Below are 24,877 nucleotides of genomic sequence, written 5' to 3' on the forward strand. Positions count from 1 at the left end.
ATGAGCGGAGGGCATACGCCATGACAGTCCCCAAGGAAGCCGAAGGACTCATCGGCAGCCATTACCGCGCACCGGACTACTTCGAGGTCGGTCGCGAGAAGATCCGTGAGTTCGCGCTGGCGATCAAGGACGACCACCCGGCCCACTTCGACGAGAGTGAATCCCAAAATGCCGGGTATCCGGACATGGTGGCGCCGCTGACGTTCCTCGCGATCGCTGGGCGCCGCGTGCAGCTGGAGATTTTCACCAAGTTCAGCATTCCGATCAACATCGCCCGGGTCATTCACCGCGACCAGAAATTCAAGTTCCACCGGCCGATCCTGGCCCACGATAGGCTGTACTTCGACACCTATCTCGACTCGGTGATTGAGTCCCACGGCACCGTGCTGGCCGAGATCCGCAGCGAAGTGACCGACGCCGATGGAAAGCCGATCGTCACGAGTGTCGTCACAATGCTGGGAGAGTCTTCAAATCAAGAGGACGTCGAGGCTACCGCCGCGGCAGTGGCATCCATATCCGCAGGAAAGTTAGGGGCGTTGTAAATGTCTGCACACGGGGACACGGGAAGCACGCAACTGAAGCCGCCGGTCGAGAAGGTCCGGTCGCACTACGACAAATCGAACGAGTTCTTCAAGCTCTGGCTTGACCCGTCGATGACCTACAGCTGCGGTTACTTCGACGAAAACCCCGACCCGCAGAATCTGACCAAGACGCTGGAGGAGGCGCAGTACGCCAAGCGCAAGCTCGCGCTGGACAAGCTGAACCTCGAGCCCGGCATGACGCTGCTGGACATTGGCAGCGGCTGGGGCTCGACCATGCGGCACGCCGTCGCCGAGTACGACGTCAACGTCATCGGCCTGACGCTCAGCGAGAACCAATACGCCCACTGCGTGGCGGAGTTCGACAAAATGGACAGCCCCCGCCGTAAAGAGGTGCGGATCCAGGGCTGGGAGGAATTCCCCGGCGACGTACCGATCGACCGCATCGTGTCGCTGGGTGCGTTCGAGCACTTCGCCGACGGCGCCGGCGACGCCGGGTACGAGCGGTACGCCACGTTCTTCAAGAAGTACTACGACCAGTTGCCCGACGACGGTCGGATGTTGCTGCACAGCATCGTGGTGCCCACCGCCGAGGAGGGCAAAGCGATGGGCTTGCAGGTCAATATGACCCTGCTGCGGTTCATCAGTTTCATCCTGAAGGAGATCTACCCGGGCGGAAAGCTGCCCCAGGTCAACCTGGTCGACAAGTACGCGACCGACGCGGGTTTCAAGATCGAGCGCCACCACTTCATCGGCAAGAATTACGTTCCGACGCTGACGGCCTGGGGGGATGCGCTGGAGGCACACAAGGACGAGGCGATCGCCCTGAAGGGGCAGGAGACCTACGACATCTACCTGAAGTACTTGCGGGGCTGCTCCGACCTGTTCCGCGACGGCTACACCAACGTCTGCCAGTTCACGATGGTCAAGTAGTCAACGTCTTCAAAGGTCAAACGCCACCGCGGATTTCCGCGGTGGCGTTTCCTTTTGCGCGGCCCGGCCGGATCAGCCGAAGAAGACGTTGCGACGGCCGGCGAGCAACCGGTACAGCGTCTGCTGGATGGTCTCGCGCACCTGGTCGGTCAGCTCGAAGGTGACCATCGGGTCGTCGGCGTCGGAGGCCGCGTAGTCGTCGGTGTAGATCGGCTCACCGAAGGCGATGTGCCATTTCGACGGCAGCGGCACCAGACCCACGGGCCCGGCCAGCGGGAACAGCGGCGTGATCGGGAAGTACGGCAGCCCGAACAGCCTTGCCAGCAGCTTGACGTCGGTCAGCATCGGGTAGATCTCCTCGGACCCGATGATCGAGCAGGGGATGATCGGCGCCTTGGTCCGCAGCGCCGCGGTGACGAATCCGCCACGGCCGAACCGCTGCAGCCGGTAGCGGTCCTCGAACCGCTTGCCCAGCCCCTTGTAGCCCTCCGGGAACACGGCGGTGAGCTCGCCGGCGGCGAGCAACCGGTGCGCGTCCGTCGTGCAGGCCATGGTGTGGCCGGCCTTGCGGGCGGCCTCCCCCACGACCGGCAGATCGAACACCATGTCGGCGGCCAGCAGCCGCATGTCCCGCTGCGCGGGATGCTCGTCGTGGACGGCCACCGACAACATCAACCCGTCGAACGGCAGCACGCCGGCGTGGTTGGCGACCACCAGCCCGGCGCCGTCATCCGGCAGGTTCTCGATCCCGCTCACCTCGACCCGGAACCAGGACCGGAAGAACACCCGCAGCAACGGACGAACGATTGCACTGTTGAAGTGCGGGTCGAAGCCGAACTCGTCGACGCTGTAGTCGCCGGTGATCCGCTCGCGGAGGAATTGGGCAACCGAGGCGACGCGCTGTGCGAAATCGTTCAGCGGTGCGTCGGCGGACGATGACCCCGCGGCGCGGCGGTGCTCGTCGATTTCGCGGACCACCGCGGCGATCTGCTCGGCCGACGCACGGCCGTTCGGATCGGACAGTAACGAAGGATGCTGGCGAGATGACTCTGCTCTTTGGTCGGCTCTCCGACGAGCCGCTACCCGACCCCGATTAGTGTGCAGTGGAATGACATTCGCTCTGGATTCACCCGCCACGATACCTACCTGACCCCACCCCACGGAATTGGATTTCGGCTACCCCAGCGCTGAGCCAGGGATATGGCGCGACCTTCCAAGGAGCGTACCCGATGTGGGTCGATTATGGGAGTCAGGTGGCGGCCGCGAATGTAGTCGTCAAACGCTTCCGCCGTCGACCATTTCGGCTGAAAGCCAAGTTCTGATCGCATCCGACTCGTATCCATGACTCGGCCATAACTCAAGTAATCAAACTGATCACGACTGATCTCGTTGTAACGGTTTGCGCGCCGTAACGAATCCAGGGCCCACACACCGAAACCCGGTACCGGCAAAGGAATCCGGCCAGCCCGCCGGATCGCCTGCGACAGCATGATGATGCCATCGGCGGCGATGTTGAACGTTCCCGCCTTGCCGGCCATCGCCGCACGCTCCAGCGCACCCAGCGCATCCTGCTCGTGCAGCAGTTGCAGTCGTGCGTCGCGGCCGAACATGGTCGGCACCAAAGGCCCTGCCAGATAACGCGACAACGTGGTGTCCATCGCCGGGCCGGTCATGTTGCCCAGCCGCAGAATCGTCACCGCGATGTCCGGCCTGCGCCGTCCCAAACCGCGCGCGTAGGCCTCGATGTCGAGGCTGTCCTTGGCGAAACCATTGCGGAATGGCCGGCGACTGGTGCTGTCCTCGGTGAACATCACCGGATCGTGCGCGCTCGAGCCGTACACCTCCGACGTCGACTTGAGCACCACCCGGCGCACCGAGGGCGCCTTCTGGCAGGCCGCGAACAGCTGCATCGCGCCCATCACGTTGATCTCTTTCAACGCCGCGGTGCCACCGGATCGCGGCGCGTAGGACGCCGCCGCCGCATGCACCACCGTGTCGACGTCGCCGTTGCGAATCACCTTGGCTATGAAGGGATTACGGATGTCAGCCCGGACGAACTCGGCGCGCCCCATCCGGCGCAGCATGTCCTTGCTCGGGGCTATTGCATCGACCGCGATGACCCCTTTGATCATCGGGTTCTGCGCGAGCCGAGCCGTCAGGTAGCCACCCAGAAACCGGCAGGCACCGGTAACCAGCACGACCTTGGGGTAATGCACGGTGTTGCCTGCGGTGTCACCCGGCCCGGTGCTCTCCCCATTCGACGGATCCACCCGGACAGCCTAGCGGCCGGGCGACATCGCGGCACTACGCCGCGGGCGGGGTTACTTACCGAGTTTTCTGCGCTGCACCCGGGTGCGACGCAGCAGCTTGCGGTGCTTCTTCTTCGACATACGCTTGCGCCGCTTCTTGATTACTGAACCCATGAACTCCGCTATCTGACCGTGACCTGCTTCAAAGATTGGACCCGGACACTTTACCTGGCGGAACGCATCGAACACCAAACCGGCGTCGACCGATCGCCGCGTAACCGCGGAGCCTGGGTGCCGCCCGCGAGCGGCACCGTTTCAGGTCAGCCGGCGTCGAAGTAGGACGTCTCCAGCATGTCGTGGACGGCCTTGGCGTGCACCCGGAAGGACCGGCCCACCCGGACCGCGGGCAGCTCGCCGTTATGCACCAGCCGATACACCGTCATCTTGGAGACCCGCATCAACGCCGCTACCTCGGCGACGGTGAGGAACTGCGTCCTGCCCTGCTGGCTGTCAACGGAACTGGCGTCCCGTGGCTTACCTGCAGCATCTCGCGCTGATGGCCCGTTACTAGACGTCATCGCAACCCAATCGTGTCAGGCACGCGCATGCCAGCGGCTTCCCCTCCGCTGGCACCCACACGTGCTTACACAAGGAGAATAGCGGGACTAATGGGGTTACTGGTACTGGTGGGGGACAATCAGTTCAAAAAACTTGGATTACTCTGATGTAATTCTTAGCTGCTCAGAGCGCATTTTGGCGGCCTGAACGGCCGCGTCGACCGCCGCTCGCAGGCCCCCCCGTTCCAGCTCACGCAGGCCCGCCGCGGTGGTACCGCCGGGCGAGGTCACCGTCGCCCTCAGCTGCGTCGCCGTGGCGTCCACCCGCAGGCCGGGGGCCTCGGCCTGACCCAACTGCCGATCGGCGTCCATGCGCTCGAGCAGCATCGCGGCCGAGCCCGCCATGGTCTGCGCGGTCAGGTCGGCGGCCACCTCACGGCTCAGACCCGCGGCGACGCCGGCGTCGACCAGGGCCTCGACCAGCAGGAAGAAATATGCGGGTCCGGAGCCCGACAGCGCGGTGACGGCGTCCATCTGGCCCTCCGGGACGCTCAGCACGCCGCCGACGGAGTCGAACAGGGCCGAGACGCCTTCGAGCTGCGGAGCGGTGACGAACCTGCCCTTGGCCAGGGCCGTGACCCCGGCGCCGACCAGGGCCGCCGCGTTCGGCATGGCCCGCACCACCGGCGTCCCGGCCGGAAGCTTCGACTCGAAGTAGGTGATGGTGATCCCGGCCGCGACGGTGACGAAGACCTGCTCGGCGGTGTCGCTCTCGGCGGCGCCGGCCGCACGGGCGATCTCGGCCATCACCGGCTCGACGTCGGCCGGCTTGACCGCGACCACGACGAACGACGCGTTCTCCACCGCATCGGACACCGAAGTGATCAGCACCGAATACGTGTCCGCCAGATACTTGGCGCGCTCGGGAACCCGCTCGACCACCACCAGGTCCTTGACCTGCCGGCCGGCCCGCAGCAGACCCGACAGCAGTGCCTCCCCGATGCTGCCACCACCGATGATCGCGATTCTTGCCATGCCGGACAGCATCGCAGACACCGCGCCCTAGCGAGCGGCAGGGACCAATGCCAATTGACGGGCCTGCACCACCAGGCGGCCCAGGCTGTCGACGACGGTGTGGTCCTCGTCGAACCAGTCGTGCCCGATCTCGGTGCAGGTCGCGACGATCCGCAGCCAACCGTCGGCCGGCAGGCCCCGCAGAAACGCCGTGAGCTGGATCGTGGGCGCCCAGCCGGTGCGGTCCACGGCGAAGGTCACCGGCGCGGACAGATCGCCGCACATGAGGGCAAACAGGGCGTCCGGGGCCACGCCGCGGGGGCGCGCCCACATCTGGATCACCGGCGGGCGCCCGTCGCTGCGCGGCGCCATCGTCGACAGCACCGGCCGCACGTCGCAACCCTCCCCCAGGTGCACGAGGCCGGCCAGCGGATGACCCGGCCCAATGGGCTCGAGGTCGTCGGGCGGCTCGGGAGCCATGAGGTCCAACACCAGGTTGGCCGACAGGAGTGGTCGCACCGCGCCGTCGGGCGGAAAGCGCTCGGGCTCGCCGAGGTTCACCACGGCGTGCACCGCGGTCCGGTCGCCCTGGTTGAGCTCGACGTCGACGACGCTGATCCGGCGGCCACGCTTGCGGATCGAGGTCACCAACTGCACCTGACCGGGGTCGGGCGCCCACAGGAAGCTCGCCGACACGGCGACCGGCTGCTGGGCCGGCTCGAGGCCGTCGGACTGGCCACCGCAGGCGGTGCGGGCGGCGTTGGCGCAGAGCGCCAGCATCGCGCCGCCGTGCACCTTGGGACCGATGGTCCAGCGCTTGTCGAGCTCGCCCTCAAAGACGCCTGAACCGGCCTCCCGCAGCGTCATTGCGGTGGTGAATAGCGCACTCATGTTGTTTGGATGTTCTCCTGGCTTGGTCAGCGCAGCAGATGCGTGCGGGCAAACTGCAGCGATTCGGCGAGCATGTCTTCGCGCTCGTCGGCGGAACGCGCGCTGGACGTCGACACCTCCAGGATGACGTGCCCGGCGAAGTGGCTGCCGGCCAGCATCTGGCATACCTCCGCGGCGGGTTGCGTGCCGCGCCCGGGCACCAGGTGCTCGTCGGCGGGCAGACCGTTGCCGTCGCACAGGTGCAGATGCACGAGCCCCGCTCCCATCCGCTCGGCCATGTCCAGCGAGTCGGTGCCCGCGGTTGCGGTGTGGGACAGGTCCAGCGTGTAGTGGGCGTGGTTGCCGTCGAGCGGGTCGTAGGAGGGCGCGAACGCCGAAATCGCCGGGCCGGGCCCGCCGCCGCGTTTGCGCATCCGTTCCAGTGACTGGCCGGACCCGAACAACCGGTCCGCCCGAAAAGGGAACATGTTCTCCACCGCGATCATCACGTCGCTGGACGCTTCCAGCTTCGCCACCTGCTCGGAGAAACCCTCGGCGTAGCGCCGCTGCCAGCGGAACGGCGGGTGCACCACCACGGTCTGGGCGCCCAGCTGCTCGGCGGCGCGCACGCTGCGATCCAGCTTGGGGATCGGGTTGGCGCCCCACACCCGCTGCGAGATCAGCAGGCAGGGCGCGTGCACGGATAACACGGGCATGCGATAGCGCTCAGACAGCTTCTTGACGGCGGCGACGTCCTGGCTGACCGACTCGGCCCACACCATCAGCTCCACGCCGTCGTAGCCGAGCCGGGCCGCGTACTCGAAGGCCGCCTCGGCCCGCAACGGGTACACCGAAGCCGTGGAAAGGCCGACTTTGATGGCGGGGCGCACTGTCTACGGTGCCGCTTAGCCCGATTGCAACGACAGCGCCAAGGGTCCCAGGGTGATCAGCGCACCCACCGCGACCGCGATCAACGTGCTGGCGATGTCCTCGGTCTTGCGGACCACCCGCACCCCGGCCACCAGGCCCAGGATGACCAGCACCGATAGCACCAGCGCCACCAGGCTGTTCCAGCGCCACAGCTGGTCGAAGGCCACGAACAGCCCGCCGCCGAACGCGACGGCCAGCATCGACTGCAGCACGACCACGCCGCCGCGCCACACCGCGTCGAATCTGCCGTGCTCCGGATGGGCATCAGAGCCCGCGTCCGCGTGCCGGTCCTCGAGATCGAGGTGCTCGTGGCCGCGAAGCACTCCGGCCCGCAGCGGCCCCGAGCCGTCCTCGTCGTCCTCGTCGTCCCCGGATCGTAGGAAGGAGCGCACGTAGGCGGAGTCCTCCAGCGCCGGTTCCGCCTCGCGCACTTCGGAGTCCATGACGTCCACCGGGAAGTCGGCGTAGTGGTCCAGCGGGTCGAAGCTCATGTCCTCGGCCCCCGAGCCGGCCTGGCCGGTGCCATTGGCGGACGAGCCGGAGGGGCCGGCTTCGGGCAACGGCCGCGGGTATTCGCTGCGTTCGGGCCCCGGCGCGCGCTTGGGCTGCGGCGGTGACTTGGGCCAGCGCGGCTCGGGCTCGGACCAGTAGGGCGCCTTGGGCTCGGCTTTGGTTACCGGCTCGGCGGCGGGCTCGGCGGACGGGGCCGCATCGACTGCGTCGATCGTGTCGGTGGCTTCGTTGGCGTTGCGCGCGGGTTCGTCGTCGTCATCGCGGATCACCGGGAGGTCGCCGGTCAGTTCGGCGACGGTTACCGAGTCGCTGTCGCCGCGCCGGCGGCGACGCCGCCGGGTGACCGCCGGGGCGCCGATGGTTCCGTTTCTTGCCAGCAATTCGGCAACCGAGATGGGCCGAGTGCCGGGGCTCTCGGTCTCGGAGTGCGGTCCGGTCATGGTTTGTCGCCTCTCGATCGGTTCTGATTCCGATCAACTACCTGGCCTCCAGCATTACGCACCGAAGGCTCCATGAGGGCCGATCCGTCGGCTTCGCTGTCGAGTTTGCGCAAGATGAGACCTTCCCGTAATGCCCACGGGCAAATATCCACCGATTCGATCGACAGCGCTCGCATGCTTGCCTCGGCCACCAGAGCACCCGCAACGATCTGCGGTGCCCGTTCGGCGCTCACTCCTTCCAGTTCTGCCCGGTCAGCGGTCGTCATCCTAGAGATGAAAGATATGAGTTGCCTGAGGCCGTTTGCTGTAAGCGTCCGCTTGACCCGCGGTCCGGCGCCCGACGGCGCCGCACCGGTGAGCCGGGCCAGCGAGCGGAAAGTCTTCGAAGTCGCCACCGTCAGGTCGGGACTACCCGCCTCCAAAATGTTCACGCTGGATTCGGCGAGTTCGGCGTCCAGCCAGTCCCGCAGCATCGCCACCCGGCGCCGGCCGGGCGGATCGTCGGGCAGCCACTCACGGGTGAGCCGGCCGGCGCCCAGCGGCAGTGACAACGCGACCTCGGGTTCCTCGTCCAGGCCGCTGGACATCTCCAGCGAGCCGCCGCCGATGTCCAGGTTGATGATGCGGCCCGCGCTCCAGCCGTACCACCGGCGCACCGCCAGGAAGGTAAGTCGCGACTCGTCGACCCCGGTCAGCACCCGCAGTTCGACGCCGGTCTCCTTGCGGACCCGGCTCAGCACGTCCTCGGAGTTGCCGGCGTCACGGACCGCGGATGTGGCGAAGGCCATCAGCTCCTCGCAGCCCGAACTGTCGGCGATCTTGGCGAATTCGTCGATCGTGGAGATCAGCTTCTCGGCACCGCGTTTGGTGATCTTTCCGGCGCTGTCGGTGGCCTCGGCCAGACGCAGGGTGGCTTTCGTCGAACTCATCGGCGTCGGATGACCACCGCGGTGGGCATCCACCACCAGCAGATGCACCGTGTTGCTGCCTACGTCGAGAACGCCCAATCGCACGTAAACAACCTAACGAAGCTTCGGGCGCGGTGCTTTGCGCGACCCGGTTAACCCGCCGTGATCGCCGCCATACGGACCCCGAGTGTCAGCTGCTCGGATGGGCCGGATCGTGGTCTAACGTGGACTGGGTGGGCAATTCGCACCTGGAACCGGGACAAGAGGTCGAGCTGGATTTCGCCCGCGAATGGGTGGAGTTCTACGACCCCGACAACCCCGAGCACCTGATCGCGGCCGATCTGACCTGGCTGCTCTCCCGGTGGACGTGTGTGTTCGGCACCCCGGCCTGCCGGGGCACGGTCCAGGGCCGCCCGGACGACGGGTGCTGCTCGCACGGTGCGTTCCTGTCCGACGACGACGACCGCGCCCGCCTGGACGACGCGGTGAAAAAGCTAACGGACGCCGACTGGCAATTTCGCGAAAAAGGGTTGGGCCGCAAGGGTTATCTCGAGCTCGACGAGCATGACGGTCAACCGCAGTACCGCACCCGCAAGCACAAAGACGCGTGCATCTTCCTGAATCGGCCGGGCTTCGCGGGCGGCGTCGGCTGCGCGCTGCACAGCAAGGCCCTCAAGCTGGGCGTGCCACCGCTGACCATGAAGCCGGATGTCTGCTGGCAGTTGCCGATCCGTCGCAGCCAGGAGTGGGTGACGCGGCCCGACGGCACCGAGATCCTCAAGACCTGGGTCACCGAATACGACCGCCGCGGTTGGGGTTCCGGCGGAGCCGACCTGCACTGGTACTGCACCGGCGATCCGGCCGCCCATGTCGGCGCCAAGCAGGTGTGGGAAAGCCTGGCCGACGAACTCACCGAGCTGCTGGGCACGAAGGCGTATTCGGAGCTGGCCGCAATGTGCAAGCGCCGCAGCAAGTTAGGGCTTATCGCGGTGCACCCGGCGACTCGCATCGCCGAGTAGCCGGGTGAGCCGTCGGGCTAGCCTTCGAGCTTGTAGCCCAGCCCCCGTACCGTCACCAGGTGCACCGGGTTGGCCGGGTCGGATTCGATCTTGGACCGCAGCCGCTTGACGTGCACGTCCAGCGTCTTGGTGTCGCCGACGTAGTCGGCACCCCACACCCGGTCGATCAACTGTCCGCGGGTCAGCACCCGGCCACTGTTGCGCATCAGATACTCGAGAAGGTCAAACTCCTTGAGCGGCAAGGTGATCGTGTCGCCATTGACCGAGACGACGTGGCGTTCCACGTCCATCCGCACCGGACCGGATTCGAGGACGCCATCGCTGATCTCGGAATCGTCGTCACCGCCGCGGCGCAACACCGCCCGGATCCGCGCGATCAACTCGCGCGCCGAATACGGCTTGGTCACATAGTCGTCGGCGCCGAGTTCGAGGCCCACGACCTTGTCGATCTCGCTGTCCCGGGCGGTGACCATGATCACCGGCACGCTGGAACGCGCACGCAGCTGCTTGCAGACGTCGGTACCCGACATTCCGGGCAGCATCAGGTCGAGCAGCACGATGTCGGCGCCGCCCCGATCGAACTCGGCCAGTGCGGCCGAACCGTCGGTCACCACGGTGGCCTCGAAACCCTCCTTGCGGAGCAGGAAGGCCAGCGGATCTGCCAGCGACTCCTCGTCCTCCACGATCAGCACACTGGTCATCGACTTAGTTCTTCCTCTCGTTGTGAGCGGTTGGGCCGCACGTCGCGACCCGGTGCTTGCTCGGATTCGTCATGGTCTTGATCAGACTCCACGGCAGCGGGAATGGAAAGAGTGAATGTCGATCCGGTCCCGGGTTTGCTCCACACGCCGATGCTGCCGTTGTGGTTGGCCGCGACGTGCTTGACGATGGCCAGGCCCAGCCCGCTGCCGCCGGTGGCGCGCGAGCGCGCCTTGTCCCCTCGGAAGAACCGCTCGAAAACCCGCTCCTGGTCTTCCAGGGCGATTCCGATGCCGCGGTCGGTCACCGCGATCTCGATGTTCTCGCCGCGCCGGCGGCGGCTGATCGACACCGGCGAACCCGGCGGCGAATAGGCGATGGCGTTGGACACCAGGTTGGCCAGGGCGGTGACCAGCAGCGTCTCGTCGCCCAACACCCGCAGACCGCTGGGCGCGTCCGTACGAACCTCGATATCGGCGTTGTCAGCTGCCACCTTGTGGCGCGAAATCGCTTCGCCCACAACCTGATCGACGTCGACCTCGATGACGTTGGGCAGACGTTCGGCGCCCTGTAGCCGGGACAGCTCGATCAGCTCGGCGACCATGTCGCCCAGCCGGTTGGCTTCGACGAGCACCTTCTCGGCGAACCGCCGCACGGTTTCGGAGTCGTCGGACGAGGCCAGCAGGGCCTCGGCGAGCAACGCCATGGCGCCGACCGGGGTCTTGAGTTCGTGGCTGACGTTGGCCACGAAGTCGCGCCGGGTCGCTTCCATCCGCGCGTAGTCGGACTGATCGTGGGCGAACACCACGGCGAACCGGCGGTCTTCTTCGCTGAGCAACCGGGCTTGCCCGTGCACCGAGAGCCCGGACCGGCCGCCCGACCGTTTCGTCGGCCTCAGGTCGAATTCGACGTCGACGCCGGTCAGGGCCTGCTGTGCCGCCTGCCAGGCCTGGTCGTCGAGCTGACGGTCGCGCACCAGGCCCAACTCCTTGGCCCGGTCATTGAGGTAGACGACGTCGCGATGGACGTCCACCACCGCCGCGCCCAGCGGCATCAGCGCCACGATGCGTTGCAACATCTGCGCGACGGTTATCCCGGTCCACTCGACCCGCTGGCGGCGCTGCACCGCCCGCGGTGACAGCCGGATTCCGACCAGCACACCCGCGGCCAGCGCAAGCGCGGACAAAACCCCGGCCAGCAACAGCGCCGAGAACACAGTCACATAGCAAATCCTACAAATCTTCCTGAACGCTGCCCTAGCGGAACGAGGCCAAAATCGGACAAGTCACATCTTGCGCCACAGGTGTTCCGCTCCCGTTCACGCGATGTTTGGCCAAATGGCCTATGTCTCGCCGAACGGGCGGGCGCGCCGGCGTCAGCCGCTGCCCTGGCTGGCAACCGCGGCGGCGCCCGCGGCGGCCGCCTCCGGGTCCAGATAGGTGCCGCCGGGCACCAAGGGCCGCAGGTCAGTGTCCAGGTCGTAGCGCAGCGGGATGCCGGTCGGGATGTTCAGTCCGGCGATCTCGTCGTCGGACACCTGGTCGAGGTGCTTGACCAGGGCCCGCAGCGAGTTGCCGTGCGCCACGATCAGCACCGTCTTGCCGCTTCGCAGGTCCGGGACGATGACGTCGGTGAAATACGGCAGGAAGCGCACGACCACATCGGCCAGGCACTCGGTCAGCGGGCCGCCGCCGATGTCGGCGTACCGGGGATCGGTGTCCTGGCTGAACTCGCTGCCCTTCTCGATGGGCGGGGGCGGCGTGTCATAGCTGCGCCGCCAGGCCATGAACTGGTCCTCGCCGTAGCGGGCCTTCGTCTCGGCCTTGTCCAGCCCCTGCAGCGCCCCGTAATGACGCTCGTTGAGCCGCCAGGTGCGCCGCACCGGAATCCACAGCCGGTCGGCGGCGTCCAGCGCCAGGTGCGCGGTTGAGATGGCCCGGCGCAGCAGCGAGGTGTAGAGGATGTCGGGCAGCAGATTGTTCTCGGTCAACAACTCACCGCTGCGCACGGCCTCGGTCCGGCCCTTCTCGGTGAGGCCGACGTCGACCCATCCGGTGAAGAGGTTCAGCGAGTTCCATTCGCTTTCGCCGTGGCGAAGCAGTACCAGCGTGGCGGTGTCACCCATGCCGGTTAGTCTCTCACGCAGTCATTCAGCGGTCGTCGGCGTCATCGTCGTCGTCGTCGATCAGGTGGGCGAAGGCCTCCAGGTTCTTCAGCGACTCACCGCGGGACACCCGCCACTCCCACTCTTTCTGGATCGACGAACGAAAACCCAACTCCAGCAACGTATTGAAGTCCGAATCCACCGCTTCGAGCACCTGCCCGAGCACCCGGTCGAGTTCGTCGGCGTCCACCGAGGCAAGCGACATGCGGCCCACCAGATAGATGTCCCCGACGTTGTCCAGCGTGTAGGCCACGCCGTAGAGGCGGCGGTTGCGTTTGAGCATGAAGCGGTAGACGCCTTCGTGGTTCTCGTCGGGCTTGCGGCACACGAACGCCTCGACCCGCACCGAATGCTCGCCGACGCTCAGGATGGTGTTGGTCTTGAGCTTGCGCTCGCCGGGCAGTTCCACCACCAGTCCCGACAGACCACCATGTGCGCCAGCGTGTTTCGAGTAGTTCAGCCCGCTGGCCTGCAGGGCGTCCTCGATCACGCGCTCCACCGCTGGGCTCACGAGCGCCGCTCTCCCCCGCAAGCGGGAGGTGCCCCCACCTCATCGCTTCGCTCTGCATCGTCGCCGGCGCGAGTCACGCGCCCACGCCCCGGCGCTCGGCGGTGTATTCGCGGATCGCGCGCCGGTAGCTGGCCAACAGCGCGTCGGTGGTGTGGTCCCAGGAGAACGCGGCGGCATGCGCGGCGGCCGCGCGGCCCATCTCCTCGGCTTGCGGCGCGGGCAACCGCAGCAGCCGGCCCAGCGCATCCGCCCACTGCCCGACGTCGTGCCCGGCCACCAGCGTGCCGGTCACGCCGTCCCGGACGGCCACCGGCAGCCCGCCGACCGCGGCCGCGGCAACCGGCGTCCCGCACGCCTGGGCCTCGAGGGCGACCAGACCGAAGGACTCCGAATAGCTGGGCACCGCAACCAGATTGGCGGCCTGGAACAGCGTGGCCAGGTTCGGGCGCGACTGCGGGGGCAAAAACGTCACGCGCTCGGCGATACCGAGTTCGTCGGCCAGCCGCACCAGTCCGTCCGGGGAGGCCAGCCCGCTGCCCGAGGGCCCGCCGGCCACCACGATGCGCACGCCGGGCAGTTGCGCGGCGGCGCGCAGCACGATGTCGGGCGCCTTCAGCGGCTGGATCCGGCCGACGAACGCCACGATGTCTTCGTCGAGCGGCAGCCCCAGTGCGGCCCGGGCGGCCCTGCGGTCGCCGGGGCCGAAGACGTCGAGATCCACTCCGGGATGGACCACGTCGATCCTCGCCGGGTCGGCATGATGAATCGAGATCAGTTGCCTGGCTTCGTCGTCGGTGTTGACGATCAGCCGGTCCGCCTCGTCGACGACCTGCTGCTCGCCGACGGTGCGCAGCGGCGGCTCGGGCGAATCCCCCTCGGCCAGCGCTGCGTTCTTGACCGCGGCGAGGGTGTGCGCGGTGTGCACCAGCGGCACCGCCCAGCGGTCCCGCGCCAGCCAACCGACCTGCCCGGACAGCCAATAGTGCGAGTGCACGATGTCGTAGTAGCCCGGCTCGTGCGATGCCTCGGCGCGCAACACCCCGGCCGCGAACGCGCACAGCTGGGTGGGCAGGTCGTATTTGTCCAGCCCTTCGAACGGGCCCGCCACCACATTGCGGACCAGCACCCCGGGCGCCACCCGCTCGACCGGCGGGTCGGCCGATGCGGTCGCGCGCGTGAAGATCTCCACCTCGATGCCCCGCCGCGCCAGGTGCAACGCGGTTTGCAGCACATAGACGTTCATGCCGCCCGCGTCGCCGGTGCCGGGCTGGGCCAGTGGTGAGGTGTGGACCGCCAACACGGCGACCCGGCGCGGTTCATTCAGCCGGAAAACCTCATCGTGCCGCACCCTGTCATCTTTACAGGATGGTTCGCCGGCCGGCCCAGGCGCGCTGGACGCGAAGGCGTCAGGCGGACGACTCGTCGCGGGCCACGTCGTGCAGCCGGGCATCCAGCGCCCCGGCGCGCCGCATCGCACCCAGCGGGTCGGCGTACAGCCCGGACAGCGAGACGGTTCCCGCGCCGGCCTCCTGCACCCGGTTGCCGAAGGCGGTGAGGCGGATGTCGCGGGGCCCCAGCACGGAGCGTTCGGCGAAGGCCGCCTCCACCTGTTCCATCGCCTCGGGGTACTCGGTGAAGGCCTGGCCGCCGACCACCAGCTCGTCGGGGTTGAGCATGTCGCGCAGCAACGCGACTGCCTCGCCGAGCACGCGGCCCCGCTCGGCGAGCAGGTCCTTGGCCTGCTGGTTGCCGGCCCGCGCCACCCGCAGCAGCTCGGAGATGCCGGTGGCGGAGCCGTTGGCGCGGTTCGCCGGGGCGAACGGCAGGATGCGTTGCTGGCGGGCGACGGCCACGACGGCCTCGTCACTGACGGTCGACTCCAGCTGACCGCTGCCGCCGAGCAGCTCGGAGTGGGCCGGCAGGGTCGCGATGGTGCCCGGTCCGCTGGCCGGGACGTGCACCCGCCCGCCGATCACCAGCGCATAGCCCACGGTCTCGCGGGCGTAGACGTACAAGCTGGTCGGCGAGCTGGGCAGGAAGCGCCGCATGCCCAGCAGCAGCTCGGCGCCGGCCATGGCGTCGACGTGCGAGGCCACCGAGACCGGCAGGCCCAGCGCGTCGGCCAGCACCTGTCCGACCGGCGCCTGCCGCCAGCCCAGCCGCGGGTGGTCCACCTGGCCGGTGGCGCCGTCGACGGTGCCCCCGATGGCGCATCCCACCCACAGCGGCCGCCGCCGGTGCCAACGGCGCAGGTAGCGGCGGGCGCTGTCGGCCAGCGTCGCCAGCGCGGGGCCGGCCGGGTTGCGCGGTGTCGGGGTCTCGACCGTGTCGAGGGTGCGGCCGAACAGGTCGGTGGCGACGATGCTGGTGGTTCGCGCACCGATGTGGACGCCGAGCGTCACGAACGGCTCGTGGTTGACCTCCACCGGCACGCGCGGGCGGCCGATGGCGCCGGAGACGGCCAGGTCGGCGCGCTCGCGCAGCAGGCCCGCTTCCAGCAGCGCGATGACCTGGCGGTTGACCGTGGCGATGCTCAGCGAGGTGACGCCGGCGATGACGTCACGGCCGACGGGGCCGCGCAACCGCACGGCCCGGAAGACGGAGGCGGCCGCCGAGTCGGGGATGTTCAGCGCGGGCGGCACAATTTGCCGGCGCACCGAGCGGTGGCCCTTTTGACCAGGCAGGTGCCCGACGGCACGGCTGGGCGAAAGATGGGTATGGGTGAGGGTATTCGTGCGCACGAGCGTCCTTTTGTCCGAATTTTGCTGGCCGTCTTGGCCACACCTGGCTGGGTCAGGAGCGGCAAAGTGCGCAGCAACAACACGCACCCGCCGCGCACAGACACGCGGTGGAGGTGGTGTTGGACATAAGAAGCACACGCAAAATCTAGCACGTTCATTAAGGTTGTTTCGATGGTTAAAACTGGCAGGAATAAGCGGGTCGCAGTAATCACCGGGGCCAGCTCGGGGATCGGCGCAGCAACCGCCCGCAACCTGGCTGGGCAGGGCTTTCACGTCGTCGCGGTGGCGCGCCGAGCGGACCGAATCGAGGCCCTGGCCAGTGAAATCGGCGGTACCGCCATTGTGGCCGATGTCACAGATGGTGCGTCGGTCGAAACATTGGCGAGCAAATTGGACCGCGTCGATGTACTGGTCAACAACGCCGGCGGCGCCCGGGGCCTGGCGCCGGTCGCCGAGGCCGAGCTCGAGCACTGGCGGTGGATGTGGGAGACCAACGTGATCGGCACGCTGCGGGTCACCCGCGCGTTGCTGCCCAAGCTGATCGACTCCGGCGACGGGCTGATCGTCACCGTCACTTCCGTTGCGGCACTTGAGGTTTACGACGGCGGCGCCGGATACACGGCGGCCAAGCACGCCCAGGGGGCGATGCATCGCACGCTGCGCGGCGAGCTACTGGGCAAGCCGGTCCGGCTGACGGAGATCGCCCCGGGCGCGGTCGAAACGGAATTCTCGTTGGTGCGCTTCGACGGCGACCAAGACCGCGCGGACGCCGTCTACACCGGCATCACGCCGCTGGTGGCCGACGATGTGGCCGAGGTGATCGGGTTTGTCGCGTCGCGGCCGTCGCACGTCGATCTGGACTTGATCGTGATGAAGCCCCGCGACCAGGCCACGACCTCCCGGTTTAACCGCCAGGGGTAGCCGGGCCGGTGCCGGCCGGTGACGTCGTCGTGGTCGGGGTGCCCGACAGGGTCGGCGCGTTGGACGGCGTAACCGGCGCGGTGACCGGGATCTGCGTTGACGGCGGGCCTGCGGTCGGCGGCGGCAGCGCGGACATGGCCACCCAGGTGTCCCAGTCCACCGCCCAGTCCCAGAGGTCGCCGTCGGAGTAGGAGAGCTGGATGGTGCTTCCGGTCACCTCGACCGGGTCACCGTACATCGCCGACTCGAAGTACTGCTCGGCGTCGCCCGTCGACAGGTTGATGCAGCCGTTGGTGACGTTGGTGTTGCCCTGGGCGCCGGAGCTCGCCGGGTTGGCGTGGATGAACTCCCCGTTGTTGGAGATCCGCACCGCCCAGCGTTCGTGCACGTGGCTGTAACCGGCGGCCGGGTTGGACATGTAGAAGTCCGCGTACTTCTCGCTGACCACGTGGATGCCGTTGCGGGTGACGTTGCGCGCCTTGTCGGCCTCGCCGTAGCTGCACGGAAAGTCCATGATGACGCCCTCGTCCCGGATCACCTGGATGCGGTGCGACGTGACCTCGGCCTTGACCACCTGCCGGCGACCGATCTGGATGTTCAGCGAGATGTCATCGGCGCCGTAGGCGCTGTCGCCGAACGGCAGGCCGTAGAGCTTGGCCTCGACGTTGACGGTGGTGCCCGCCGGGTAGTACTCGCGAGTGCGCCAGTGTGCTCGGGCACCGGCCGCTTCGTCGGGCAACCAGGCCCAGCTGCCCTCGACGGGCGGGTTGGTGGTGACGGTCAGCGCCTTTTCGACGGCGGCCTTGTCGCTGATCGGCGCGTCGAACTGGATGATGATCGGCGCCGCGACGCCGACGGTCTGGCCGTCGGCGAGCTGGAATGCCCCGCCGATCTTCTTGGTGGGCGACACCGTGGCGAACTTGCCCGCCACGGGGATCGCCTTGCCGTCGTGCCCGACGGCCGAGCCGCTCCACGTGTAGGTCTGGTCGTAGCCCAGCGGCTCGGAGGTCGTGTAGACGGTGCGGTCTTGGTTGAAGGCGCCCGCGACGGCCTTGCCCGACGAGTTCGACAGCGTGACGTGCTGGAACCAGCCGTCGTTGACCTCGACGCTGACCGGAGCGATCGGCACCACGTTCTCGGTCGCATTGGCGGGCTGGTACTTGAGCTGCGGGGCGGGCTGCTCTTTCTTCTCGGCCTGCTTCGCGGTCGTGCCGCCGCAGGCGGCCAGCACGTTGGGGACGAGCACACCCAGTCCGAGGGTCGCCAAAGCCGCACGCCGGTTGAACGGCCGCGGGGCGCTGGACGGGGTCACGAAAATCAAAGATACCGGGGAAAATCGGGCAGTCCGGCCACCACAAATCGGCGCCGCGGGCGCGTCGGCAATTTCTGTGGCTACAACCTGCAGCCGAGCAGGACGGGTTCGGGGACCAATGTGATGCCAAACACAGCCTGCACCCCGTCGCGGATGGTCCGGGCCAGCGCAATCACGTCTTCGGAGCCGGCTCCGCCGCGGTTGGTCAGCGCCAGCGCGTGCTTGGTGGACAACCGGCAACGGGCGGTCGCGTGGTCCGGATAACCCTTGCCGAAGCCGGCCCGCTCCACCAGCCAGCCGGCCGCCAGCTTGACCCCGTCCGGCGCCGGGTAGTTCGGGACCGGCCCGTCGACGGATGCGGCCAGCCGCTCATAGACGTCCGGGGTGACCACCGGGTTGGTGAAGAACGAGCCCACGCTCCAGGTGTCGTGGTCGGCCGGGTCGAGCACCATGCCCTTGCGCGCCCGCAGAGCCAGCACGGCATCGCGGACGGCTTGCGGGTCGGCGCGCTCACCGGCGGCCACGTTCAGCGCGGCCGCCAGCTCGCCGTAGCGCAACGGCGCGCTGCGCCCGGACGCGTCCAGCGCGAACTCCACTTCCAAGACGACAGAAGGGATTTCGAGTCCACCGACGCCGCCGCGTTTGAACACGCTGGTGCGGTAGCCGAATCCCAGCTCGCTGCCCGGCACCCAGCGCACTTCGCCACTGCCGCGATCGAGCACCCGCACCCGGGTGATGGTGTCGGAGACTTCGGCGCCGTAGGCCCCGACGTTCTGCACCGGGGTGGCCCCGGCCGAGCCCGGGATGCCGGACAGGCATTCCAGTCCGCCGAGACCGTGCTCGATGGCGGTCACCACGACGTCGTCCCACACCGCGCCCGCCTGGGCGCGGACCAGGTTGCCGTCGACGGTGATGCCGGCATTGGCCAGCCGCACCGCGGTCAGGCCGGTCAGGGCATCGGAGATCACCAGATTGGAGCCGCCGGCGAAGACCAGCATCGAGTCGCGTTGCCCGTCGGGCGTTTCGGCGTCCAGCTGCCGCAGGGTGGCGATTACCTGTTTGCTGGTCGTGCAGGTGATCAGGCGGCGTGCGGTCGGTCCGACCCGCAGCGTGGTCAGTGGCGCCAGCGGCGCGGCGTCGGTCACCGGCGCGCCGGCGAACTCCGAACCGGCTCCGCTGGAATTCATGGCCCGTAACGGTAGCCTGACCTGCTATGCCGCGTTCATTCGACTTGTCGGCCGATTACGACGGCAGTGTTGACGAGGTGCACCGCGCCTTCACCGATGCGAATTACTGGCGGGCCAGGCTGGCCGGATCCGGGGTCGACGTCGCCACGCTGGAGTCGATGCGGGTCGGCGGCGAGTCCGGGGCCGACGACACCGTCGAGGTCGTCACGCTGCAGGTGATCGGCAGTGACAAGCTGCCGGGGATGGTCACCCAGCTGCACAACGGTGACCTGCGTATCCGGCGCGAGGAGACGTGGGGGCCGGTCACCGGCGGCGCCGCGTCGGGGGCGGTCGTGGGTTCGATCGTGGACGCGCCGGTGAACCTGACCGGCACCGCCGTCCTGGAGCCCATCGAAGGGACCGGCGGTAGCCGGCTGACGTTTCGCGCCACCGTCCAGGTGCGCGTCCCGATCATCGGCGGGAAGTTGGAGAACATCATCGGCACCCGGCTGGCCGAACTGATCGCCGCGGAACAGCGCTTCACCACGGAGTGGATCGCAAATCGGCCTGAGGCTTCGGACCGGGCCTAAGCTGGCGCTCATGCGAATCGCCTTGGCGCAGATCCTCAGCGGTACCGACCCCGCAGCAAACCTGCGGCTGGTGGACGAGTACAGCCGCCGGGCAGCCGATGCGGGCGCGACGCTGGTGGTGTTTCCCGAGGCGACGATGTGCCGGTTCGGTGTGCCGCTGGGCCCGGTGGCCGAGCCGGTCGACGGGCCCTGGGCCGACGGCGTACGCCGCGTCGCGGCCGATTCCAACATCACCGTCGTCGCCGGCATGTTCACCCCGTCGGGCGACGGGCGGGTGAAGAACACGCTGATCGCGGCCGCTCCGGCCGATGCCGCCGAGTCGCACGCCCACTACGACAAGATCCACCTCTACGACGCCTTCGGCTTCACCGAATCGCGCACCGTCGCGCCGGGACACGACCCCGTGGTGATCACGGTCGACGGCGTCCGGGTGGGGTTGACGGTTTGCTATGACATTCGCTTTCCGGCGCTCTACACCGAGTTGGCCCGCCGCGGCGCCCAGATGATCGCGGTGTGCGCGTCCTGGGGTTCGGGCCCCGGCAAACTCGATCAGTGGACACTGCTGGCCCGCGCCCGCGCGCTCGATTCGATGAGCTACATCGCGGCGGCCGGTCAGGCCGATCCCGACGACGCGCACGGATCCGCGTCGGGGGCGCCAACCGGGGTCGGGGGCAGCCTGGTGGTCTCGCCGCTGGGCGAGGTCATCGCGTCGGCGGGCTCGCAACCGCAGCTGGTGGTGGCCGATATCGACGTCGACCGGGTCGCACAGGCGCGCAAGAGCATCGCAGTCCTTAGCAACCGCTCGGACTTTGCTCAGGTTGATAGGGCAGAATCGGTCGGGTGACGAACCCACAAGGACCACCCAACCCGGACCCGTCGCAGTGGGGCCGTCCCTCCAACCAGGGACCCTTCGGCCAGCCGCCAACCGAGCGGCCGACCGAGCGGATAAGCACCGGTGGCCCGGGTCACGCACCCCCGCCGCCGCCTCCCGCGCAGGGTCCCCCACCGGGACAGACCGAGCGATTCGGGACGCCCCAGCCGAACATGCAGCAGCCCGGCTACCCGCCGCCGCCGACCCCGCCCGCGGGTCCGACGGAGCGCCTGGCCACTCCCCCGAACGACGACGCGACGCCGGGGAAGAAGAAGCGCCGGTTCGGCCGTGACCCGGTGTCCGTCCTGCTGATCTTCATCATCGTGATCGCGCTGATCATCGCCGGGCTCATCGGGGCCGAGCTGTACGTGCGCCACGTCGCGGACAGCAAGGTCGCCCAGGCGGTGGCGTGTGAGGTCAAGGACCAGGCCACCGCGTCCTTCGGGGTGACGCCCCTGATGCTGTGGCAGCAGGCGACCAAGCACTACACCAACATCTCGGTGCAGACGGCCGGCAACAACATCCGCGACGCCAAGGGCATGAAGCTCTCGATCAACATCAACGACGTCCGGCTCAAAGACACGGGCAACTCGAAGGGCACCCTCGGCTCGCTGGACGCCACGATCGACTGGACCAGTGACGGCATCAAGCAGTCGGTGCAGAACGCGATCCCGGTGCTGGGTCCGTTCGTCACAAACACAGTGACCACGCATCCCGCCGACGGCACCATCGAGTTGAAGGGCATGTTGGACAACATCACCGCCAAGCCGGTGGTGTCGGGCACCGGCTTGCAGCTGCAGATCGTCAGCTTCAACGCGCTCGGCTTCACCATGCCCAAGGAGTCCGTGCAGTCGACCCTGGACGACTTCACCTCGAACCTGACCAAGAACTACCCGCTGGGTATCCACGCCGACAGCGTGCAGGTTACGGATAAGGGTGTGACAAGCCACTTTTCGACACGGAACGCCACCATCCCCAACGGCAACGACAACGACCCCTGCTTCGCCAATCTCTGACGGCGAGCAGCTAGTCGGTCAACCGAGGCCGTCGAGCACTCCCCGGGTGCCCGACAACCCCAGCCGGGTGGCGCCCGCATCCAGCATCGCGAGCGCGTCCTGGGCGGTGCGGATGCCGCCGCTGGCCTTCACCCCGAGGCGCCCACCGACGGTCTCGGCCATCAGCGCGACCGCGCGCACCGATGCGCCGCCGGCCGGATGAAACCCGGTTGACGTCTTCACGAAGTCGGCGCCGGCGTCTTCGGCGGCGCGGCATACCTGCGCCAGCGTGTGCTCGTCGGCCAGCGCGAGCAGAGCGGCCGACTCCACGATCACCTTGAGCACCGCGCCGCCGATCGCGCCGCGCACGGCGTGGACGTCGGCACGCACCGCCTCGAGGTCTCCGGCCAGCGCCGCCCCGACATCGATGACCATGTCGATCTCGCAGGCACCGGACGCGACGGCCAGGGCCGCTTCGTGTGCCTTCACCGCCGGGAGGTGCTTGCCGGACGGGAAGCCCGCGACGCTGGCCACCCGCACGCCGGCGCCGGCTCGCACCGCGACGGGAACCATCGAGGGCGAGACGCACACTGCGTACACGCCGAGTTCGGCCGCTTCGGCGACCAGGGTGGCCACGTCCGCGTCGGTCGCTTCGGGTTTGAGCAGGGTGTGGTCGACGAACGCCGCCAATTGCGCTCGGCTGGGTTGGGTTGCCATCAAAAGGATTCTTCCGGACCGCCGGGATTGCAGCCGGAGGCGACCATTTCGGTGTCGTCGACGACCGGTCGCCAGGGCTCCAGGTTCCAGCTGACCTTGCCGGGCTGGGCGAGTTCGGCGAACTGCCAGTGGCAGAGGAACTGCGCGCGCATGCCGGCGGTGTCGGCGTCGGGCGCCAAGACGAGCACTTCGGCCCAGGCCTCATCGGCCGGCGCCGTGGCGGCGGGGATTCTCGAGGCGGCCCGGCCGGCCGGCGACGGGAAGACGCGCAGGCTGCTTCGGCCCTGCCACCGCGCCCATTGGGTGTGGTCGATGTACGGCGGGGCCGGGGCCGGCGGGTCCGCCGGGCTGCTACCCGGGTCGGGGGCGGCAACGGCGTGCGAAACCGGGCAGGACAAGGCGACGAGCGCCGCGACCGGCGCCGTCAACAGGGCCTTCATCCCGCTAGCGCGACTTACCTTGAATCTCAAGCAGTTTGGGCCGAACGTCGACCAGATACACGCCGGCGGCACAGGCCGCGATCGCCATTCCGAGCACGCCGAAAACGAAACCCAAGATGGACGTCAGCGCGACGGCGCCTCCCAGGATCAGCAACCACACCGGCTTGGTCAGCTTCCCGGCGGCGGTGTAGGCGTCGGGTCGTTGCAGCGCGGCATGCACGAACGCATAGATGGCCGTGACCAAGACGGCGATCTGCAAGACCAGCATGACGGTTCCCACGAGGTGGTTCACGCCATAAGCGTATGCGGGCACCCTCCAAAACGTCGACTCCGAGCCACCCGAAGGCGACTCGGAGCCGAACGTCGTGCCGCGTCGTGCTTACTTCTGGGTGACCTTCTTGGCCGGAGCCTTCTTGGCCGGAGCCTTCTTGGCCGGGGCCTTCTTGGCCGGGGCCTTCTTGGCGACGGCCTTCTGGGCCTTCTTGGTGGTCGCTTCGGTCTTGCCGGGCAGCTCGATGCCGACCAGCTTGGCGGCGCGCTCGCCGACCGCGCGGGTCTGCGACGCGACGGTGCCCAGAGCTTCCTGAGTCAGCTCGACGGCCTGGTCGACGTAGCCCTCGGCGCGCGCGGACGCGTCCTCGAACGCGGTCTGGTTACGCAGCCGCTGCAGCGCCGCCTCGCCGCGCTCGACGAGCTCGTTGTACCGGCTGGTCGCAGCCTCCAGGTAGCCCTCGGCCGCCCTGCGCAGCTCCTCGGTGGTGAACTTGTCGCGCAACTCGGTGAACTGCTCGGGCAGGTCCTCTTGCAGCTTGGTCAGGCGAGCGCGGCGTTCCTCGACCCGGGTGCGGGTCTCGGCGACCCGGGTCCGGGTCTCGGCGCGGGTCTCTTCGGCGCGCTCCCGCAGGCCGGCGATCAGGTCGTTGACGGTGGCCAGGGCCAGGTCGGCCGCGCCCAGCGCCGCGAGCAGCGGGGCCCGCAAGTCTTCGATGTTCGTGTTTTCCGCCATGGTCTTTCCTTTCATTGCTTTCGCTATCGGTGTTATGCGGTGTTATTAGCTGTCTGGTCGAGAAGTTAGGTGCAAACGTCTCCTTCGCAACTGGGGCCGCCAGTGCCGGGGGTGGTTCGGTCAGCAGTTCAGCTGGAAACCGGAAGCGCCTCCCCGTTGGGTAACCGCGACGGCCGGTCGTCTATACATCACCAACTCGCTACCGCGATGTGGGAAGCCCGCATTGTGTCGCAAACTCCCAGCACAGATGGTTACGGTGCCGGGCGAAACGGGCCGATCACTCGCTGTCGGATTCGGTCGGACACTCCTCTTGGATCGATTCGTTTTGCTGGGTGAACGATGAGTAGATCTCGAGCAGAATTTGCTTTTGGCGCTCGGTGATCGCAGGGTCGGTGACGATGGCGTCCCGTACCTGACTTTTGTCACTGGGTTCGAGAATCCCGGCGCGTACATAGAGAACCTCGGCGGAGACCCGGAGGGCCTTCGCGATCTGGTTCAAGACATCGGCGGAGGGCTTACGCAATCCACGCTCCACCTGGCTCAAATATGGATTGCTGACCCCGGACTTCTCGGCGAGTTGGCGCACCGACACCTGCGCGAGCTCACGCTGGCTACGGATGAAACTGCCGATGTCAGAGGCCACTTCGGAGGCAGCGTTGGACACCTTGGCGGAGAGCTTCTCCTCCGGTGTCATGGCGTGCTCCTGGTCGGGCGGCTGATCTGGACGCGCCCAGACTACTACAAGTGCTTGCTATTGCAAGCACTTGTTAGC

Annotated in this window: 29 protein-coding genes and 1 pseudogene; 7 read left to right on the plus strand and 23 right to left on the minus strand. The window is 67.9% G+C overall.

Annotation, left to right across the window (positions count from 1 at the left end):
- Positions 1–20: 20 nt before the first annotated feature.
- Positions 21–542: an FAS1-like dehydratase domain-containing protein gene (locus MTY59_RS04365; protein WP_221044584.1), complete on the plus strand. Its 522-nt coding sequence runs from the start codon at positions 21–23 to the stop codon at positions 540–542.
- Complete coding sequence (locus tag MTY59_RS04370; protein WP_221044585.1) at positions 543–1,472, plus strand: cyclopropane mycolic acid synthase family methyltransferase; 930 nt, start codon at positions 543–545, stop codon at positions 1,470–1,472.
- 72 nt (positions 1,473–1,544) lie between these two features.
- Here the strand turns inward: MTY59_RS04370 and MTY59_RS04375 are convergent, their stop codons facing one another.
- The 9 genes from MTY59_RS04375 to MTY59_RS04415 form a co-directional block, all read right to left on the minus strand.
- Positions 1,545–2,633, minus strand: coding sequence for a lysophospholipid acyltransferase family protein (locus tag MTY59_RS04375; RefSeq protein WP_221044586.1), 1,089 nt, complete (start codon positions 2,631–2,633; stop codon positions 1,545–1,547).
- Positions 2,615–3,742 carry an SDR family oxidoreductase gene (locus MTY59_RS04380; RefSeq protein WP_221044587.1) on the minus strand — a complete coding sequence of 376 codons (1,128 nt, stop codon included), beginning with the start codon at positions 3,740–3,742 and terminating at the stop codon, positions 2,615–2,617. The genes MTY59_RS04375 and MTY59_RS04380 overlap by 19 nt, the downstream gene beginning before the upstream one ends.
- 51 nt (positions 3,743–3,793) lie before the next feature.
- Positions 3,794–3,895, minus strand: coding sequence for a 30S ribosomal protein bS22 (locus MTY59_RS04385; protein WP_003402602.1), 102 nt, complete (start codon positions 3,893–3,895; stop codon positions 3,794–3,796).
- Positions 3,896–4,041: 146 nt separating this feature from the next.
- Positions 4,042–4,299 carry a cell division/environmental response transcriptional regulator gene (locus MTY59_RS04390; RefSeq protein ID WP_040629292.1) on the minus strand — a complete coding sequence of 86 codons (258 nt, stop codon included), beginning with the start codon at positions 4,297–4,299 and terminating at the stop codon, positions 4,042–4,044.
- 138 nt (positions 4,300–4,437) lie between these two features.
- On the minus strand, positions 4,438–5,313 hold the full coding sequence (gene proC, locus MTY59_RS04395; RefSeq protein ID WP_221044588.1) for a pyrroline-5-carboxylate reductase: 876 nt from the start codon (positions 5,311–5,313) through the stop codon (positions 4,438–4,440).
- Positions 5,314–5,340: 27 nt separating this feature from the next.
- Positions 5,341–6,183 carry a thioesterase family protein gene (locus MTY59_RS04400; protein WP_221044589.1) on the minus strand — a complete coding sequence of 281 codons (843 nt, stop codon included), beginning with the start codon at positions 6,181–6,183 and terminating at the stop codon, positions 5,341–5,343.
- A 26-nt stretch (positions 6,184–6,209) separates the two neighbouring features.
- Positions 6,210–7,052: a sugar phosphate isomerase/epimerase family protein gene (locus MTY59_RS04405; protein WP_221044590.1), complete on the minus strand. Its 843-nt coding sequence runs from the start codon at positions 7,050–7,052 to the stop codon at positions 6,210–6,212.
- 15 nt (positions 7,053–7,067) lie between these two features.
- Positions 7,068–8,045 carry a hypothetical protein gene (locus MTY59_RS04410; RefSeq protein WP_221044591.1) on the minus strand — a complete coding sequence of 326 codons (978 nt, stop codon included), beginning with the start codon at positions 8,043–8,045 and terminating at the stop codon, positions 7,068–7,070.
- Complete coding sequence (locus MTY59_RS04415) at positions 8,042–9,058, minus strand: Ppx/GppA family phosphatase (RefSeq protein ID WP_221044592.1); 1,017 nt, start codon at positions 9,056–9,058, stop codon at positions 8,042–8,044. The genes MTY59_RS04410 and MTY59_RS04415 overlap by 4 nt, the downstream gene beginning before the upstream one ends.
- A 119-nt stretch (positions 9,059–9,177) precedes the next feature.
- Between MTY59_RS04415 and MTY59_RS04420 the strand changes: the two genes are divergently transcribed.
- Positions 9,178–9,972 carry a DUF3109 family protein gene (locus tag MTY59_RS04420; RefSeq protein WP_221044593.1) on the plus strand — a complete coding sequence of 265 codons (795 nt, stop codon included), beginning with the start codon at positions 9,178–9,180 and terminating at the stop codon, positions 9,970–9,972.
- A 17-nt stretch (positions 9,973–9,989) separates the two neighbouring features.
- Here the strand turns inward: MTY59_RS04420 and regX are convergent, their stop codons facing one another.
- The 7 genes and pseudogenes from regX to MTY59_RS04450 form a co-directional block, all read right to left on the minus strand.
- The gene (gene regX / locus MTY59_RS04425; RefSeq protein WP_064952683.1) at positions 9,990–10,673 is read right to left on the minus strand and encodes a two-component sensory transduction protein RegX; all 684 of its coding nucleotides are present in this window, start codon (positions 10,671–10,673) and stop codon (positions 9,990–9,992) included.
- Entirely contained in the window at positions 10,670–11,893 is a 1,224-nt protein-coding gene (locus MTY59_RS04430; protein ID WP_221044594.1) for a sensor histidine kinase, read from the minus strand. Before MTY59_RS04430 ends, regX begins: the two co-directional genes overlap by 4 nt.
- Positions 11,894–12,046: 153 nt before the next feature.
- Positions 12,047–12,796 (minus strand): phosphoglyceromutase, encoded by a 750-nt coding sequence (locus tag MTY59_RS04435; RefSeq protein WP_221044595.1) that lies wholly within the window; start codon positions 12,794–12,796, stop codon positions 12,047–12,049.
- Between the two features lie 25 nt (positions 12,797–12,821).
- Positions 12,822–13,346: a type III secretion system chaperone family protein gene (locus MTY59_RS04440; protein WP_221044596.1), complete on the minus strand. Its 525-nt coding sequence runs from the start codon at positions 13,344–13,346 to the stop codon at positions 12,822–12,824.
- Positions 13,294–13,404, minus strand: a pseudogene (locus MTY59_RS27895) (sirohydrochlorin chelatase); the annotation flags it as partial. The pseudogene MTY59_RS27895 and the gene MTY59_RS04440, both read right to left, overlap by 53 nt.
- A gap of 15 nt (positions 13,405–13,419) precedes the next feature.
- The gene (gene mshA / locus MTY59_RS04445; RefSeq protein WP_221044597.1) at positions 13,420–14,694 is read right to left on the minus strand and encodes a D-inositol-3-phosphate glycosyltransferase; all 1,275 of its coding nucleotides are present in this window, start codon (positions 14,692–14,694) and stop codon (positions 13,420–13,422) included.
- 58 nt (positions 14,695–14,752) lie between these two features.
- Positions 14,753–16,030, minus strand: a complete 1,278-nt coding sequence (locus tag MTY59_RS04450; protein ID WP_221046252.1) for an ROK family protein — start codon at positions 16,028–16,030, stop codon at positions 14,753–14,755.
- 228 nt (positions 16,031–16,258) lie between these two features.
- Between MTY59_RS04450 and MTY59_RS04455 the strand changes: the two genes are divergently transcribed.
- Entirely contained in the window at positions 16,259–17,008 is a 750-nt protein-coding gene (locus tag MTY59_RS04455) for an SDR family NAD(P)-dependent oxidoreductase (protein ID WP_221044598.1), read from the plus strand.
- Here the strand turns inward: MTY59_RS04455 and MTY59_RS04460 are convergent.
- A complete protein-coding gene (locus tag MTY59_RS04460; RefSeq protein ID WP_221046253.1) occupies positions 16,992–18,368 on the minus strand; it encodes a L,D-transpeptidase in 1,377 nt (458 codons plus the stop codon). The genes MTY59_RS04455 and MTY59_RS04460 overlap by 17 nt on opposite strands.
- Positions 18,369–18,400: 32 nt before the next feature.
- A complete protein-coding gene (locus MTY59_RS04465; protein WP_221044599.1) occupies positions 18,401–19,507 on the minus strand; it encodes a UDP-N-acetylmuramate dehydrogenase in 1,107 nt (368 codons plus the stop codon).
- 26 nt (positions 19,508–19,533) lie between these two features.
- Between MTY59_RS04465 and MTY59_RS04470 the strand changes: the two genes are divergently transcribed.
- Genes MTY59_RS04470 through MTY59_RS04480 form a run of 3 tightly spaced genes read left to right on the plus strand, consistent with a single transcriptional unit; the run spans position 19,534 to position 21,963 of the window.
- A complete protein-coding gene (locus tag MTY59_RS04470) occupies positions 19,534–20,076 on the plus strand; it encodes a DUF2505 domain-containing protein (RefSeq protein ID WP_221044600.1) in 543 nt (180 codons plus the stop codon).
- A 10-nt stretch (positions 20,077–20,086) separates the two neighbouring features.
- Positions 20,087–20,920, plus strand: coding sequence for a carbon-nitrogen hydrolase family protein (locus tag MTY59_RS04475; RefSeq protein ID WP_221044601.1), 834 nt, complete (start codon positions 20,087–20,089; stop codon positions 20,918–20,920).
- Complete coding sequence (locus MTY59_RS04480; RefSeq protein WP_221044602.1) at positions 20,917–21,963, plus strand: LmeA family phospholipid-binding protein; 1,047 nt, start codon at positions 20,917–20,919, stop codon at positions 21,961–21,963. The genes MTY59_RS04475 and MTY59_RS04480 overlap by 4 nt, the downstream gene beginning before the upstream one ends.
- Positions 21,964–21,981: 18 nt before the next feature.
- Here MTY59_RS04480 and deoC read toward each other — a convergent pair whose 3' ends face one another.
- The 5 genes from deoC to MTY59_RS04505 all read right to left on the minus strand — a co-directional run bounded on the left by deoC (position 21,982) and on the right by MTY59_RS04505 (position 24,799).
- A complete protein-coding gene (gene deoC / locus MTY59_RS04485; RefSeq protein WP_221044603.1) occupies positions 21,982–22,659 on the minus strand; it encodes a deoxyribose-phosphate aldolase in 678 nt (225 codons plus the stop codon).
- Positions 22,659–23,099: a DUF2599 domain-containing protein gene (locus MTY59_RS04490; protein ID WP_221044604.1), complete on the minus strand. Its 441-nt coding sequence runs from the start codon at positions 23,097–23,099 to the stop codon at positions 22,659–22,661. The genes deoC and MTY59_RS04490 overlap by 1 nt, the downstream gene beginning before the upstream one ends.
- Before the next feature lie 4 nt (positions 23,100–23,103).
- Complete coding sequence (locus tag MTY59_RS04495) at positions 23,104–23,391, minus strand: DUF2516 family protein (RefSeq protein ID WP_221044605.1); 288 nt, start codon at positions 23,389–23,391, stop codon at positions 23,104–23,106.
- An 87-nt stretch (positions 23,392–23,478) separates the two neighbouring features.
- Complete coding sequence (hbhA, locus tag MTY59_RS04500) at positions 23,479–24,105, minus strand: heparin-binding hemagglutinin HbhA (RefSeq protein WP_221044606.1); 627 nt, start codon at positions 24,103–24,105, stop codon at positions 23,479–23,481.
- A 277-nt stretch (positions 24,106–24,382) separates the two neighbouring features.
- Complete coding sequence (locus MTY59_RS04505; protein ID WP_221044607.1) at positions 24,383–24,799, minus strand: helix-turn-helix domain-containing protein; 417 nt, start codon at positions 24,797–24,799, stop codon at positions 24,383–24,385.
- Between the last annotated feature and the right edge of the window lie 78 nt (positions 24,800–24,877).

It is taken from the genome of Mycobacterium senriense (assembly GCF_019668465.1).
In the GTDB taxonomy this organism is placed as follows: domain Bacteria; phylum Actinomycetota; class Actinomycetes; order Mycobacteriales; family Mycobacteriaceae; genus Mycobacterium; species Mycobacterium senriense.